The sequence below is a fragment of the Pseudomonas sp. LBUM1641 genome (assembly GCF_059716235.1).
In genome coordinates, this window is sequence record NZ_CP166815.1 from 2,557,164 (window position 1) to 2,573,045 (window position 15,882).

Below are 15,882 nucleotides of genomic sequence, written 5' to 3' on the forward strand. Positions count from 1 at the left end.
GCAGGATTTGGCATCAATAGTGCAAACACCTTGGCAGACACGTACTTGTTGCGCGCATATAGATAACATGTTAACTATTGCCCGACAAAAACAAAAAGCCAAGGTGGAAACAACCATGAGCATGCAACAGATTGGGCAAGACGGGCTGGACCTCTGGACCCGGGATCTGCGCGCGGTTTGCGGTCACTTCGACACAGAACTGGCCTTCAACCGCTCGCTGTTCATCGGCAGCATCAGCACCTTTTCCCGCGGCGGCTTGCCCCTGGCCAACCTGCGCACCAACGCCGGCCTGATCAAACGCCCCAAAGCCCGCGCCGACCACGATGACGACCAGAACTGTTTCCTGGTCAGCCAGCGCAGCGGCTACTGCCAGATCACCCAAAATGGCCAGAGCGTGCAACTCGCCCCCGGCGAATTATTATTGATGGACTCGGTGGGCTCCATCGACATCACCCCGTTCGGGCTGATCGAACATGCGTCCCTGTCCTTGTCCCGTGCAGAGGTGTGCAAACAGTTCGGCAACCAGCCCAAGACCTTCGGCAAAATCTCCTCAAGCAAAGCCTGCGGGCGCATGTTGCATGTGCTGATGGACCAACTGTGCAAAGACGCGTTGAACGGCGAAGGCGCGGTCGGCGAGGGGCAGGCGTTGCAGTCGGCGTTTGTCTCGCTGCTGGGGTCGGCGTTTGAGCAAGAAGATGATGAGCGGGACGATTGTGGCGGGTTGCAGGGCAGCAATTTGCGCAGCTATGTGCAGAAGGTGATTGATGAATCGTTGACCCAGCCAGGATTGAGCCCGGTGGGGTTGGCGAGTCGGTTGAACATCTCGGTGCGGCATTTGTATCGGTTGTTTGAAGAGCAGGATGACAGTGTGTGCCGGTATATCCAGCGGGCGCGGTTGAAGCGTAGTGCGGATGATCTGACCAACCCGTTCTTGCGCAGTGAGTCGATTACGTCGATTGCGTATAAGTGGGGATTTACGGATTCGGCGCACTTTAGTCGGTCGTTCAAGAAGCAGTTTGAAGTGTCGCCGAAGGATTTTCGGGCTGGGCGGTTGCAGCAGGTGGGGTGAGTGGGCTGGGAGGAGTCTTGATTTAATCGGTCGTGCTGGCGACGAGAACACTCAACGTTTGCTTACGTGGGTTCCAGATGCTGAGGCACCAAATGCCCCACCACTCAAGCCCATTGTCGAAAAAGTCGGACCAAGGCTGCCAGCCAGGGGTTGCATCTTGATTACTAAACCATTGCAATTCGTAGCCGTCGACCCAGTTAATTACAATAACATCGTCTTGAGGCTCTAGGCCTAAAACTTCCAGCCATTCAGAAAAAAGGCCTTGAGCTTCAGAATTACCACCTTTGAAATTCGTTCCATAGGGCGGGTTGCAGAACGCACCGTAGAGGTTTAGGCGGCCATATTTATTCTCCTCTGTCATTACCAAATTTTCTACTTGGTCGATAGTCAGAGGTGTCGCTAAAGCTCTTTCCACATCCCAATCTCTTACACCCTGAGGGTTGTACTCTTTTGGTAGGTACTCTCCTTTTTGGCCGTAGTCCCAATTCTCAAGATAAGCAGTGAGGTAGTACCCCATTCCTAGTATGGCCTGACGATGTACGCCCTCGTCGATTGGAATATTTGTGGTGGTTTTAAATACAAGGAAATCAAACTGAACATCCGCGTCATCCATTCGTTCGCGTAGTGAGGTTGAGGTCTTGTGTTTAGTTACTTCTAATTGGAAAGCTATTTTCATTGTGAATGCTTTTGGCTTTTTTTGCGGAGGTCAGTATGTTTGGTGTTGGTCTACGGATTGCGTTTGATACCTGATCAAGCACTCAAGTAAGACTTTCATAAAGTGGCGTTGGTCAGAGATTTCATCATCAAAGTAGGTATCGAATAGATAAAAAACTGAGTCGAAAGTGTCGTTTATGTCTAAGTAATGTCTTAGTGTGCTAATAAACCAATCTTGGTCTTCTTTTGTATAGGAAATAAATTCTGGCTTCGTCAGAGCATCGAAAAGTTTTGACAGCTCCTTTGCGTCATTTATGTTTTTTGAAACGATAAGTTCCTCTCGCTCTGAGTCTCTTGTGTTTTCAATGTTGTATGTGAAAAGTAAACCTCTAATTATATGAAGGTTTGGTGGGTTTTTCATTTTTAGAACTCCGTGAATGCAGTGATTGGGTTGCCGTTTTTGTCGATGACTACTATCGCCTTGGTTTGTTTTCCATATTCTAAACTGTCTTTTTTATACCCTTCGCCGATTACTTTTCCCATGTCAATAGGAGGCATTGCACCAGCTTTACTTTTCAATTTGAAGATTGCCATAGCTCTGTTGATTGCGTTTAATTGATCTCTGTGACTACTAAATCGTGTGGCGGCACTTGGTATGTGAGGAGTTCCGATTTTTTTACCTTTGGCATAGGTTTCAATTACGCCCGTAGTCGGATTTTTAGCAGTCATTACCCGCTCCAGCTGAGAAGCTAGAGTCGTCTGCGCCCCGTGTTTTTCTAGAAAATGCGCTCCCGGCGTTGCTTGTTCAAGTTCATAAAGGCGGCGGTAAGCGTTCGCTTCCCCAAGCTCATCAATTCGTGCGCGTCGTTCGGCCTGTGTCAGACGAGGTGCAGCAGGCTGACCTTCATTGACCGTGGCGTTTTCGGTCGGATCTCCAACCTCGATATCCGGTTTACAACCGTTCGCACCCGGGCAGGTACTTAAGCCTAACGGATCCACCCATCCCGTCGGGTTGGGCACGTACTGGTATCCGTTCAGCCCACCCGCCAGCTTCACCGGGTCGGGCGTCAGATAGCGGCCAATGTCCGGATTGTAGTAGCGATGGCGGTTGTAGTGCAGCCCGCTTTCCGGGTCGAAGTATTGGCCCTGGAAGCGCAGCGGGTTGGTGATGGTGTTGACGTCCAGCTTGGCGATTTGGCCGTAGGCGCGGTAGTGCGCGGACCAGACGATTTCGCCGTCGGATGCGGCGAGTTCCTGTGGGGTGCCGAGGTGGTCGAGTTGGTAGTGGAAGGGTTTTACGTCTTCCGGGCCGTAGCCTTTGAGCAGCGCTAACGGGCGGAAGCTGTTGGGTTCGTAGAGGTAGCTCTGGTGGTGATCGGCGCTGTGTTCGGCGATCAGCTTGTCGCCTTGCCAGAAAAATTCGGTGGTCTGGCCTTTTAAGGTTTTGGCGATACGCCGTCCAAACGGGTCGTAGCGATATGCGGCCTCGGTACCGTCCGGCTGGGTAACGCTGATCAGTCGGTGCTGGCTGTCGTAGCGGTATTCAGTGACCAGTTGCTGAGCCCGACCCCGGCGTTCGCGCAGGAGGTTGCCGAAGGCGTCGTAGTCGTAATGACGGTCGCCTTGCATTAACAGGCGATTGCCTTTGACGATGCTAGGGCCGACGCGGTCTTGCATCAGCAGGTTGCCCGCCGGGTCGTGGACGAAGCGTTCCTGCAGGTCTTGCTCGTGGTTGGCGCGGGTCAGGCGGTCGAGTGGGTCGTAGTGGTAGTCGTGCTGGCCTTTGCGGGTGTCGAGGATGCGGGTCAGGTTGCCGCGTTTGTCGTAGTCGTATTGGCGGCGCTGGTGGCGTTGTTCCTGCTGGGTGATGGCGTGGGCGTGCAGGCGGCCCTGGTCGTCGTAGTGGTAGTGGCTGAGGAGTTGGCCTTGCTGGCGTTGGTGCTCGCGGCCGGATTTGAACAGGTGTGAGGTGAGCGGATTGCCATTTAGCTCGATGGTGGCGAGGTCGCCGCCTTTGTCGTGGTGGAAGGCGAGGCGGTTGTTGTCGGGCAGTCGCAGGTAGTTGAGTTGCCCGCATTCGTCGTAGCCATAGCGCAACGTGCCCCAGCCTTGGTGTTCGGCGGTGAGGCGGTTTTGCAGGTCGTATTCGTAGTGCAGCGGCCAGTGGCCGTCGTCGACGCTGAGAAGGTTGCCGAGGCGGTCGTAGGTGTAATCGACAATGTTGCGGTCGGGCAGGGTTTTTCTTACGAGGCGACCGGCGCTGTCTCGCTGATAACCGGTAATTAACTGACTGCCATCGTCACCGTATTCGGTCTTTTCCAGCAGGTGCCCGGCGAGATCATAAACGTAGGCAGTGCGGCGACCATCAAACCCGGTTTCCTGCTGGATCAGGCCATTGGCGTGATAGTCGAGCCGATAGGTTTCCCCAACCTCGTTTTCAATCTCGGTGAGTAACAGCCGGACATTGTCATAACGGTATTTGAGCTGCGTGCCGTCCGGATTAATCCGACGGCTGATCAGGTGCAGACCATCGGCATACTCATAGCGCGTAACCCGACCCAGCTCGTCGCGCTCGGCAGTGATTTTTCCGTACGGGTTGTAGCTGAATTCGCGAGTGCCACCGCCCGGCTGAATCACCTTCAGCAAGCGACCCACGGCGTCCCACTGATACTGGGTCAGCGCGCCATGCTCATCCTCGCAGGCAACCTGCCGCCCCAGGTCGTCATAGCGATAACGACGCACACCGCCATTCGCCAGCTTCTCCTCGGTGAGCTGGCTACGCTCGTCCCAGATCAACCGATGGCTGCTGTTATCCGGATACCAGACGCCGGCGAGCTTTCCGTGTTTGGTGTAGGTGTATTCGGTGTAATTGCCATCCGGATCAGTCTTGCGGGTGATATCGCCCTGATCGTTGCGCTGGTATTTCCACACCGCCTCACCACGGCGTACAACCCGTACGAACCCGTTGTCATGCTCGTAGGACGTGGGTGCATCGTCACCGGGAAACAGCGCAATCAACCGACCGGCTTCGTCGTACTGATACGCCGTCACCGCTCCCAGCGGGTCCTGCTCGACCGTCAGCCGGCCTTTTTCATCGTAGGATTTGAAGTGCTGCGCGCCGTCCGGATCGATCCGCTGCACCAGCCGTGCGCTCTGGTCGTGGACGTAGACTTCCTGGCTGCCATCGGCGTTGTGCACGGTGACAGTGCCGTTGTCGTCCCACACATACCGCGTGTCCATCTGCGAAAAGCTGGCCCAGTGCCGGACACACCTTGCAGCCTTGCCAGTCCGTTCCCACTCCCAGAAGAAACTCGCCCCACCGGCCAGTTCCCGCTCCAGGATCACCTGTTGATCGTCGTACCGATAACGCTCGCTTTCGCCGACAGCGTTGGTCGCTTCGATCAACCGCCAGGCATCGTCGTACTTGTAGGCAACAACGTTCTGCTCGGTTATCCAGCCAAGTTCCCGCTGCACCTGATAGTCGACCGCGACGATATGCCCGCGGTCATACCGCAGCAGCAATCCCTGGCCAACGTGGTTATCGATCCGCTGAATCCGCCCGGAATAGTCGCGGGCAATGCGTAGCCGGTTGTCGTACGCATCGCTGATCGACGTCAGCACACCGTTGCGGAAGTGGTAGAAAAGCGACGCCTGAGCCAGCACCAGTTCATCGGGTAAGGAGCCCAGATAAATCGCCGCTTCCGCCAGGCTATTGGTGATGGCTGGCCGCGCAGCAGAGGGCAGGGGAAAGGTGGTGCTGCGGTTCTCGTGATCGGTCCAAATCACCGACTCGCCAACCACGCAAAGCCGCTGAGCCAGCGAATGACTCCAGCCAAACCCCAACCCGCAATCCACTTCCACGGCACTACTGCGATACAACCGCGTCCAGGCAAACGGCAGCACACCCTCCAACGAGCCGTCAGTGAGAGTCAGCAGCTCCTCACCGGTAACCATCGAAACCGGGCAGCCATCGGTACAGGTATTCGCCGAACAAACCGAAGCATCCCCATTGGGGTTTTTCGCAGAAGCAGGCACATCATCCACAGGCTCCTGCTTCACTAGCGCTGTTCGCGCCGTCTTGGGCTCCCGCACCATCGGTGCCGGATTCGAAATCTCCTCCACGCCAACCTTCAACGGCACCGCCGCAGCCTTCACCGGCACGGCATGACTCTGAAGCGATAACGGCTTAAGCACCTCCGCATGCCCATCCAGCGGGGCCGTACCCCCCAGCTTGGCAATCTGCTCCAACCACTCCCGTGCCTGCTCGGACTTGACCTTGCCCAGCACCTGCGCCCCCAGGCGTACCGCCACACCCATACCACCGGTAGCCCATAGCAACAGCAGGTTGAGCAGCACCTCGGTGGTGATTTCCCCGAGTAACTCAAGCATGTAATGCGGCGGCAGCATGCGCATCCAACTGACCATTGCGGACAGGTAGATGAACAGCAGTGGCTCATCGCTGAGGATCAACAACCCTTTGGCAATCGCCTCATTACTGAGCTTCAGCAGCGCTTCAAGCTCGGCCTGGGAGAGGTACTGCAGCAGCTTTTCGCTGTTGGGCCTGATATCTGCCAGCCACTGGTACAGTTGCGCAATACCGTCCCACAGACCGTAAAGCACGTTGCCAAACCCTTGCGCGTACGCCTGTTGCAGCGAGGTGTAGCGATCGACAAAGTCGGCCTTGGAATAGCTCTCCCATATCGGCTTGAACGTGCTCGTCCACTCGCCACGCAAGCGGCCTTCCAGCGAGCTGATCTCGGACTGATAGGAGGCATACAGCGCCTTGACGTGGTCCTTGGAAACGTTGGGGTAAAAGCTGACCCGGTACTGCCGGTCTACGGTGCACTCGGTGATTTCGAGAATGCCGCTGGGGCCGATGGTTTTATGGATGGGGTCGCCGAGGGGGCCACCGTCTTGCGCGACTTCCTGCAGCATCACCGGCGTATTGCCGATGGGCACGAACCGCGTGCTCTGGAACATATGCACCAGCTTCAACGACGCGTTGGCTTTGCAGGTCGCGACGGTGCTGCTGGGATAAAGAGAACGGGTGATGGGCGCAACCAGCGCAACTTCATCCCCCACCTTGAACACCTGCTCGACATCCAGCGCCGAAAAGCTCCAGAAGCTCTCGGCCCATGCGTCGTAGGTGTTCAGGCAGTGCGTGAAGTCGTTGAGAACCGCATCGACGTCGCGCGTCTTCGGGTCCATCGCCGCCACGACCAGAAAGCCTATGGCGGGAATCAAGAGACAGCCCCATCGGGCAGGGCATTAATCGGAAAAAACATCGGCGTTCCCTCGCACTGTGTGATCAGGCGAGGGACTTTGCAGCGGTTATCAAGGCGGGGGAGTAGAGGTTGTCTGGCCGTTCGGTAGGACGTTTCGTTAAACCTCCGGCAAGGTCGAGCCGCCGTCCACCACCAGCGTTTGCCCGGTGATGTAACCCGCCAGGTCCGATGCCAGGAACAGCATCGCCCCGGCAATATCCGCTGGCGCACCCAACCGTCCCAGCGGCACCCTGCTGGCGATCTGTGCGTTCACCTGGTCATCCCCCAGATTGCCCATGGCAGGCGTGGCGATCATGCCGGGTTCCACCCCGTTGACTCGCACATTCAGAGCGGCCAGCTCCAGCGCGGCATTGCGAATGAACCCGTTGACCCCGGCCTTCGACGCCGCATAGTGGCTCAAACCCGGAAATGCCACCCTCGGCCCAGTGACTGACGATGTGACCAGCACGCAGCCCCGACCCTGGCGACGGAACATCGGCAACGCCGCCTGGGTCAGCCAGAACAACGCCGAGAGATTGACCGCCAAGGTGCGGTCGAGCATCGCCGGAGTGATTTCGGCAAAGGGCGTCAGCGGAAAATACCCGGCGTTATGCACCAGAATATCCAGCCGCCCCCAACCTTGTTCCACCCCGGTAATCAGCGCGAAAACCGCAGCCGCATCCGCCAGATCCACAGTCACCGCTTCCACCTGGCAGCCGCGCCCGCACAGCTCCCGCGCGAGTGCCTGGGCCAGTTGCAGATCGGCGATCATCACCCGCGCACCTCGCAGCGCAAAGGCTTCGACGATGGCCCGACCGATGCCCTGGGCGCCACCCGTCACCAATACGCTGCGCCCGCTGAAATCCAGGTCTTCATCCATGATTCAGCTCCATATGCGCATAGGCCAATGTCGGCACATCAACGATGCTCGAACCACCGTCCGCCACCAGCGCCGCACCCGTAATGATCGACGCTTCACTGGACGCCAGGAAGCGGCACACCCTGGCGATTTCTTCAGCGCTGGCGGGGCGTCGCAACGGCACGTCGGCGCACACCCGGTCGTAGGCGTGTTGCAGTGTCTCGCCATGAAAATCCATCAACGGCTGCATTTCTTCATCCGCCATCGGCGTGCGCACCCAGCCCGGGCATACCGCATTTACCCGCACCCCGCGCGGGCCGTAATCCCGGGCCAGCGAACGGTTGAGCCCAAGCAATGCATGTTTGGCTGTGGTGTAGCCGCACACTTCGGGCCCGGCGGCCAGTGAGGCAATCGAACCCATCAGCACGATGTTCCCGCCACTCTCCAGCAGCAGCGGCAAACACGCCCGAGCACTGTAGAAAGCGCTGTCGAGGTTGCTGCGCAGCGCCGCTTCCCAGGTCTGCGGGCTGGTGTTGGTGGCGCTGCCCACGCCATGGCCGCCCGCGCAGGCCAGCAGCACGTCGATCCGCCCGAAGCGCTGGCGAATCTGCTCCACAAAGCCCGCCCACGTGTCAGGGCAGGCCGCATCACCCACCAGGACCAAACCTCCGGTTTCCCCCACGACCTGCTCCAGCGGCTCGCGACGACGGCCGATCAGCACCACATGTGCACCCTCGGCGGCGTACAGCCGGGCGCACGCTGCACCGATGCCCGTGCCGGCCCCGGTGATCACAATCGTGCGCGGCTCAGTCATCGGGATGCTCCGTGCGGTTGAGTACCTGGCAGTAGGAGCTGATGGGAAAGTTCGACAGCTCATCGAAAGCCGCCCCGGCATAGCCGAAGATCTTGCCGTCGCTGCGATGCTGTTGCAGGTCGATCAGCACCAGGCCGAGGGTGGGGATGATTTTTTCGCGCCAGACGAACAGGTACAGCTGGTCGGCGATCTTGTAGTAATGGCAGCGGTCTGTGTCGCACAGGCCTTGCTCGACGCCCTTGAGGCATTGCCAAGCGTAGAACTGGTCATTGAGGTAGATGTGCTCGTAGACCTCGCTGGGGCTGTAGCGGTACTGGTTGCGCAGGCCGGTCAGTTCGGTGGTGGGCGCGTGGGGGCACTGGCCGGCTTGCCAGGGGCGGTCGAGGCTGCCGTGGAGGAATTCCACTTCCACTGAAGTCAGCGGTTTGCCGGCCAGGGCGCGGCTGTAAAGGCCTTCGCGGGTTTGTTCCTGGGTGGGCATGCGCCCGAGCACGGCGGTGAACGAGGCGCTGGCGGTGTCGAGCACCAGGCTGACCGACCAGGCTTGGGCGCCTTCGCGCTTGATGAAATCCACCAGGTACAAGCCGGGGCGCACTGAGGTCGCGCGGTAGGTTGCGCTGCCGCTGGAGTGATCGTCGGCCGCGACCCAGGACAGATTGTCGCGCTCGAAGCGATGCTCGATCTGCCAGCCATTGGCGAAGTACAGCGTAAAGGTCTTGCCGCTCAGGTCCGCCAGGTTCGGCAGGATGAACGCCTCGGTGGCGAAGCCGTCGGCCAGGGCGCCCACGGTGATCCAGTCAGAAGGTGTGGTCATTTGCGATGCTCCGGTTGGGTGGATGAACACCACGGATCATCGCGCCCGGGAGCAGGCCCGGGTATCAACCGGATGGTTGAGGCGGGCTACAGAAACAGGCTGCCCACCAGCTCGGTGCGGCTGCTGACGCCGGTCTTGCGAAACAGGTTGATCAGGTGGGTCTTGATGGTGGGCAGGCCGACTTCCAGCTCCCGGGCCAGCTGTTTGTTGCTGGCACCCTGGCGCAACAACAGGGCGATCTGGCGCTCCTTGGGCGTGAGGTTGGCCAGTGCATCTTCAGCGGGTTGCATATTGGCCACGGCCAGTTGCAGCAAGGTTTGCAGTGCATTCAGCTGGGCCAGTTGCTCGCCGGTGAAGGCGCCCTGGTCGGCGGTGCGCAGCAACGAAATCGCCGCCTGGGGTTGCCCGGCACGCTGGGCGAGGATTTCCACCACATCCACCACGCCATACCGCCGCAGAAAATCCCCATAGCGCCGAGTATCCCGCACCGGCTGGCGGGCCATGGCAAAACCCAGCGGCACCACCGCCAAGCCACTGGACAGGCAGTTGCGCGGTTGCAACGGGTCGAATTGGCGATAGTTGTCCAGGTAGTCGCGGTGCATCTCGCTGCTCATGCCGTGCAACTGGAAATCCCGGGCTTGCAGGTGGCGGTCGACGCAATAGAAGGCGGCCTGGCTGACCGGAATCAAGCGGGTGAAAGCCTGCAGGCACTGGCCGGCGACTTCGTGGGCGGGGAGGGCGTGCATGGTAGGTCACCTGCGCCAAAAGGCTGCCGACGGGTGCCGGCAGCCGGGACCAATCACACCACGGCGAAGTAGTGTTTGACGAAACTTTCGCTGACCACTTCCCACAGCACGGGAGTGCCCTTGGTCACGAACCAGCTGTCGCCGGCCTGGTAGCGGGTGCTCTGGCCGGTGGATTCATCGGTGAGTACCACCTCGCCGGTGACCACGGTGGCCTGTTCGGCGAAGGGATAGACCATGCGGAACTTGCCCTGGGTGGTGCCGAAATAGGCGCTGCTGACCGGGTCGGTGGGGGCGCCGAAGGTCATTTTGCCGAAGGCCCGGACTTCGCCTTCGAGGATGGTCGAGCCGAGGTCGGCGACGGTGCCCCAGGCGTCGAGTTCGGATAGCTGGATGTCTTTCTTGAGGGTAACGAGGGTCATGGCAGTTGCTCCTGATGAGAAAAAATTAGCGACCAACTGTAGGAGCGAGCTTGCTCGCGAAGGTCGTCAACGATGACGTTGGCGTCCTGGATGAACGCGGCGCCCTTGGGTTTTTCGCGAGCAAGCTCGCTCCTACAGGTGTCAGGTGTCAGGTGACAGGTGACAGGTGACAGGTGTCAGGTGTCAGGTGTTGGGTGTTGGGTGTGGGGCTTTAGCGGCGGCCGTTCCAGTAACCGGAGAGCTGGTGCCAGGACTTGCCGGCGGTGAGCAGCAGCGGGCGGATCGCGTCTTTGCCGATGATGGTCGGGCGGTGGATCGAGCTGACCAGGTCATACCGCGCCGAGCCCTCGCTCATGCCCTCGGCCAGCACCTTGCAGATGATGTGGCTCGGCGTCACGCCGAAGCCTGAATAGCCCTGCACATAGAACGCGTTGCTGCGCCCGGGCAGGGTGCCGATCTGCGGGAACAGGTTCGGGCTGCAGGCCATCGGGCCGCCCCAGGCCAGGTCGATCTTCACGTCCTTGAGGTACGGGAAGATCTTCAGCATCAGGTTGCGGTTCCAGGCTTTCAAATCACCGGGAATGTGCTCCACCAACGGTGTGGCGGCGCCGAACAGCAGGCGGTTTTCGTTGGTGACGCGGTAGTAATCGATCACCGGGCGAATGTCGCTGTAGGCCCCGCGAATCGGGCTGATACGGTTGATCAGTTCTTCGGACAACGGCTCGGTCATCATCTGGAACGCGTAGGTGTTGATGGTCGAGCGGTGCAGTTCCGGCTCCAGTTTGTTGAGGAAACTGTCGCAGGCCCACAGCAGCTTGCTGGCCTTGACCGAACCGCGACCGGTGCGCACGGTGATGCGTTCGCCGTAGCTGACTTCCAATGCCGGGCTGTTCTCGAAAATCTGCACGCCGTGACCGGCCAGGGCCTTGGCCTCGCCCAGCAGCAGGTTCAACGAGTGCACATGCCCGCCGCCCATGTGCAGCAGGGCGCTGCTGTAGGCGTCGGAGCCGATGATCTGCTTCACGTCGGAACCGCCAAGGAAGCGGATCTCGTGTTGGGTGTTGATGGACTTGAAGTCCTTCTCCCAGGCGCGCAGGGTCTTTTCCTGGCGGGCGTTGAAGCCCATGTAGCCGTAGCCATGGCAGAAGTCGGCATCGATGTCGTACTTGGCGATGCGGTTCTTGATGATGTCGGCGCCCAGGTCGCTGATCTCGAAGATCTGGCGCAGGCCGTCTTCACCCACGTCCTTCTTGATTTTCTCCAGGTCGTGGCCGATGCCGGCCATGATCTGCCCGCCGTTGCGTCCGGTGCCGCCGAAACCCAGGTAACGCGCTTCCAGCACGACGATGTTGGTGATGCCTTTTTCGGCGAGTTCCAGGGCGGTGTTGATCCCGGAAAAGCCACCGCCGATGATCACCACGTCGGCGTCCACATCCTGTTCCAGGGTGGCGAAGCTGAGGTTGTATTTCTTGGTCGCCGTGTAATAGGTCGGCGTTTCGATATTGATCATTGCGCTGCCTGACAGTGAAGAGCTAATGAGTGTATTAAGGGCGTTGGCGCTCTGGATGTCTTGATTCTGTGTGCCGGGCTTTTTGATCCTGCGCGCCAGAGCCTTCGCCGGCTTCACAAGTTATAGCGTGAGGCGGGAAGGAGAGTGTTAGAGTTTCGTTAAAACATTAACTAAATCTATCGTGACCCTGAGCCTATGTTGAAACCCAGACAATCCCTGACCTTGACCCTGTTGCAGGCCCGCGAAGCGGCCATGAGTTTTTTCCGGCCTTCGCTGAATGAGCATGGGCTGACCGAGCAGCAGTGGCGAGTTATTCGAATTCTCAGCCAGCATGACGAGCTGGAGATTTACCAACTGGCGGAACTGGCGTGCATTCTCAAACCGAGCATGACCGGCGTGCTGGTGCGCATGGAGGCGGCGGGGATGGTGCATCGGCGCAAGGCCGAGCAGGATCAGCGGCGGGTGCTGGTGACGCTGGCGGAGAAGGGCAAGGCCAGTTTCGAGTCGATGAGCCAGTGTATGGAAGAGAACTACCGACGCTTGCAAGAGCAGTTTGGGGAGGAGAAGTTGCAGGTGTTGTTGGGGTTGCTGGATGAGTTGAAAACTATCAAACGCTGACACACCGCCGATCCAAATGTGGCCCTCAGGTACACCGCGTAGCAGCTGTCGAGCCCCAGCGAGGCTGCGTTCGCGGTGTACCTGACACACCGCAGACGCAGCCTCGCTGGGGCTCGACAGCTGCTACGGAGGAAGTCAGTACACGCCGCCGGTAATGGCCGGTGCTGCGGTGTCTTTGAACTTGGCAGCCAACCCCTGCAACCCGCGCATCAGCACCGTCGTATCCACCCCGACGGCCACAAACGCCGCCCCCAACTCGATGTACCGCCGAGCCAATTTCTCATCCGCACTCAGGATCCCCGCCGCCTTGCCAGCCTTTTGAATCCGCCCAATCGCGTCCTCAATCGCCGCCTGCACCTCGGGATGCCCGGGATTCCCCCGATGCCCCATGGCCGCACTCAAATCCGCCGGCCCGATAAACACCCCGTCCACCCCTTCAACCGCAGCGATCAGGTCGAGGTTGTCCAGGCCTTCACGGTTCTCGATCTGCACCAGCAGGCACATCTGCGCATCCGCTTCATCCAGATAACCCGGAATGCTGTTCCAGCGCGACGCCCGTGCCAGCGCGCTGCCAACACCCCGCACGCCAAACGGCGGGTAGCGTACGGCCCGCACTAACTGCTGAGCCTGTTCAGCCGTCTCCACCATCGGCACCAACAGCGTCTGCACGCCAATATCCAGCACCTGCTTGATCAGCGCGGTATCGCCGATTACCGGGCGAATCACCGGCTGGCCGTCGTAAGGCGCAACGGCCTGCAACTGGCCAAGCATGCCGCGCAGGTCATTGGGTGCGTGCTCGCCGTCGATCAGCAGCCAGTCGAACCCGGCATTCGCCGCCAGTTCGGCGCAATAGGCGTCAGCCAAACCGAGCCACAGGCCGATCTGGGTTTCGCCACGTTGCAGGCGCTGCTTGAAGCGGTTGATGGGCATGTCCATGAAACAGTCCTCCAGTAGTCAGACAAAGCGGCAGGAGATGGAGCCGAGCATGTCGTAGTCGACATGGAAGGTATCGCCCGGATTCGCCGCCACCGGGCGGGTGAAGGAGCCACCAAGGATGATCTGGCCGGGTTGCAAGGTCACGTCGTACGGCGCCAGTTTGTTCGCCAGCCACGCCACGCCCTTGGCCGGGTGGTTGAGCACGGCAGCCGACACCCCGGACTCTTCGATCACCCCGTTGCGGTACAACACCGCCGGCACCTTGCGCAGGTCGATCTCGGTGGGGCGCACGGCGCGGCCGCCCATCACCACGCCGGCGTTGGCGGCGTTGTCGGAAATAGTGTCGAACACCTTGCGCGTGGCGTTGGTGTGCGGGTCGATCTGCTGGATGCGGGCGTCGATGATTTCCAGGGCCGGGATCACCCATTCAGTGGCGTCCAGCACATCGAAGATCGTGCAGTTCGGCCCCTTGAGCGGTTTGCCGAGGATGAACGCCAGCTCCACTTCCACCCTTGGCACGATGAAGCGCTCGAACGGAATATCGGTGCCTTCGTCGAAGAACATGTCATCGAGCAGGGCGCCGTAATCCGGCTCGGTGATGTTCGACGACACCTGCATCGCCCGGGAGGTGAGGCCGATCTTGTGCCCGACCAGCTTGCGCCCGTCCTTGATTTTCTGGGCCACCCAGGCGCGCTGGATGGCATAGGCATCGTCAATAGTGATGTTCGGGTGTTCCAGGGAAAACTGGCGCACCTGTTCACGGGAACGCTCAGCCTGGTCGAGGCGGGCGGCGGCTTGCTGGATGTGGGCTTGATCAAGCATGACGAAATCTCTACTGGGGATTGACGATGGCAGCGTGGGTGCGCAGCACCAGCAGGCCGCCGAGGGCGATAAGCAGCGCCAGCACATACAGGGCCAGGCTCGCGCTTTGGGTGGTGTCGCGCATCCAGCCGATCAGGTACGGCGCGAGGAACGAAGCAATGCTGCCGAACGAGCTGATCAACGCGATGCCGGCCGCCTGGGTGCTGTTGGACAGGAACGCCGGCGGCAGTTGCCAGAACATCGGCAACGCGGCGCTGGCGCCCATGCCGGCGAGGATCAGGCCGCCAAGGACGAGGGTTGGGTTGGTGGGCGAGAGCCCGGCCACTGCGATACCGATGGCCGACATCAGCAACGGCACGCACAGGTGCCAGCGGCGCTCGCGGTTGCGGTCGGATGAGCGTCCGCAGCCGATCATGAAGAAACACCCGGCCAGGTACGGCACGGCGCTCAGCAGGCCCACCTGGCTGTCGCGGCCGATACCGGCACCGTGAATCAGGGTGGGCATCCAGAACGCCAGGGTATTCACCGCCAGCATCACCGCAAAGTACACCGCCACCAGCAGCCACACCTGCGGGTCACGCACGATGCCGCCGAAGGAGGTGATGGATTTGCGCTGTTCTTCACTGCTCAGTTGTTCGCGCAGCTGCTGCTTTTGCGCCGGTTCCAGCCACTTCACGGTTTCGAAGCTGTCGGGCAGGTACTTCAGAACCACCAGACCGAGCAGTACCACCGGCGCGCCTTCAATCAGAAACATCCACTGCCAGCCCCGCAGCCCGCCGAAATCATGGAAATGCTCCAGGATTGCACCGGACAACGGCCCGCCGACCACACCGGCCATGGGCACGGCAATCGCAAACAGCGCGGTGACTTGCGCCCGGCGCCGTGCCGGGTACCAGCGGTTGAGAAACACCAGGATCCCCGGGAAGAAGCCGGCCTCGGCCACCCCCAGCAAAAAGCGCAGCACGTAGAAGCCGGTGGAGCTTTCGATCCACAGCATGCTGGTGGACAGCACGCCCCACACCACCATCAGGCAGGCGATCCAGCGCCGCGGCCCGACCCGGTCCAGGGCCATGTTGCTCGGTACCCCGAACAGCGCGTAGGCGATGAAAAACAGGCCGGCACCGAGGCCGTACACCGTGTCGCTGAAATGCAGGTCGGTACTCATCTGCATCTTGGCGAAGCCGATGTTGATCCGGTCCAGATGGGCAAACAGGTAGCAGATCAGCAGCAACGGCATCAGTCGCCAGGTGACGATGCTGTGGGTGCGCTGATGTTCGATCAGGGTGGTGCTGTCGGCGGTATTGGCTGTGCTCATGATGTTGTTCTTTTTTGTTTGAGTGCCATGGGCGGAAAGGTG

The 15,882-nt window shown here is 59.9% G+C and carries 13 protein-coding genes; 2 read left to right on the plus strand and 11 right to left on the minus strand.

Translation table 11 applies throughout. The features are described 5' to 3' along the window. The first annotated feature begins 115 nt into the window (after positions 1–115). On the plus strand, positions 116–1,069 hold the full coding sequence (feaR, locus tag ACA046_RS11785; protein WP_497676580.1) for a transcriptional regulator FeaR: 954 nt from the start codon (positions 116–118) through the stop codon (positions 1,067–1,069). Between the two features lie 22 nt (positions 1,070–1,091). Here the strand turns inward: feaR and ACA046_RS11790 are convergent, their stop codons facing one another. The 8 genes from ACA046_RS11790 to ACA046_RS11825 all read right to left on the minus strand — a co-directional run bounded on the left by ACA046_RS11790 (position 1,092) and on the right by ACA046_RS11825 (position 12,149). Next, positions 1,092–1,745, minus strand: coding sequence for a hypothetical protein (locus tag ACA046_RS11790; RefSeq protein ID WP_497676581.1), 654 nt, complete (start codon positions 1,743–1,745; stop codon positions 1,092–1,094). A 401-nt stretch (positions 1,746–2,146) separates the two neighbouring features. Continuing rightward, on the minus strand, positions 2,147–6,931 hold the full coding sequence (locus tag ACA046_RS11795) for an RHS repeat-associated core domain-containing protein (RefSeq protein WP_497677070.1): 4,785 nt from the start codon (positions 6,929–6,931) through the stop codon (positions 2,147–2,149). Positions 6,932–7,105: 174 nt separating this feature from the next. Continuing rightward, on the minus strand, positions 7,106–7,867 hold the full coding sequence (locus tag ACA046_RS11800) for an SDR family oxidoreductase (protein WP_497676582.1): 762 nt from the start codon (positions 7,865–7,867) through the stop codon (positions 7,106–7,108). Next, entirely contained in the window at positions 7,860–8,660 is an 801-nt protein-coding gene (locus tag ACA046_RS11805) for an SDR family NAD(P)-dependent oxidoreductase (RefSeq protein ID WP_497676583.1), read from the minus strand. The genes ACA046_RS11800 and ACA046_RS11805 overlap by 8 nt, the downstream gene beginning before the upstream one ends. Beyond that, positions 8,653–9,474, minus strand: coding sequence for a molybdenum cofactor biosynthesis F family protein (locus ACA046_RS11810; RefSeq protein ID WP_497676584.1), 822 nt, complete (start codon positions 9,472–9,474; stop codon positions 8,653–8,655). The genes ACA046_RS11805 and ACA046_RS11810 overlap by 8 nt, the downstream gene beginning before the upstream one ends. Before the next feature lie 86 nt (positions 9,475–9,560). Further along, complete coding sequence (locus ACA046_RS11815) at positions 9,561–10,220, minus strand: helix-turn-helix transcriptional regulator (RefSeq protein ID WP_497676585.1); 660 nt, start codon at positions 10,218–10,220, stop codon at positions 9,561–9,563. Between the two features lie 53 nt (positions 10,221–10,273). Beyond that, positions 10,274–10,639 (minus strand): cupin domain-containing protein, encoded by a 366-nt coding sequence (locus ACA046_RS11820; protein ID WP_076016036.1) that lies wholly within the window; start codon positions 10,637–10,639, stop codon positions 10,274–10,276. Positions 10,640–10,850: 211 nt separating this feature from the next. Next, positions 10,851–12,149 (minus strand): NAD(P)/FAD-dependent oxidoreductase, encoded by a 1,299-nt coding sequence (locus ACA046_RS11825; RefSeq protein ID WP_459027868.1) that lies wholly within the window; start codon positions 12,147–12,149, stop codon positions 10,851–10,853. Positions 12,150–12,344: 195 nt separating this feature from the next. On the opposite strand from ACA046_RS11825, the gene hpaR reads away from it, so the two are divergent. Further along, positions 12,345–12,767, plus strand: coding sequence for a homoprotocatechuate degradation operon regulator HpaR (gene hpaR / locus ACA046_RS11830; RefSeq protein WP_093198943.1), 423 nt, complete (start codon positions 12,345–12,347; stop codon positions 12,765–12,767). A 135-nt stretch (positions 12,768–12,902) separates the two neighbouring features. Here hpaR and hpaI read toward each other — a convergent pair whose 3' ends face one another. From hpaI to ACA046_RS11845, 3 genes are read right to left on the minus strand one after another with little or no spacing between them, the layout of a single operon-like run. After that, positions 12,903–13,703 carry a 4-hydroxy-2-oxoheptanedioate aldolase gene (gene hpaI, locus ACA046_RS11835; RefSeq protein ID WP_459027871.1) on the minus strand — a complete coding sequence of 267 codons (801 nt, stop codon included), beginning with the start codon at positions 13,701–13,703 and terminating at the stop codon, positions 12,903–12,905. Positions 13,704–13,721: 18 nt separating this feature from the next. Then, positions 13,722–14,525, minus strand: a complete 804-nt coding sequence (hpaH, locus tag ACA046_RS11840) for a 2-oxo-hept-4-ene-1,7-dioate hydratase (protein ID WP_167663834.1) — start codon at positions 14,523–14,525, stop codon at positions 13,722–13,724. 10 nt (positions 14,526–14,535) lie between these two features. Continuing rightward, entirely contained in the window at positions 14,536–15,840 is a 1,305-nt protein-coding gene (locus ACA046_RS11845; RefSeq protein ID WP_076016041.1) for an MFS transporter, read from the minus strand. Between the last annotated feature and the right edge of the window lie 42 nt (positions 15,841–15,882).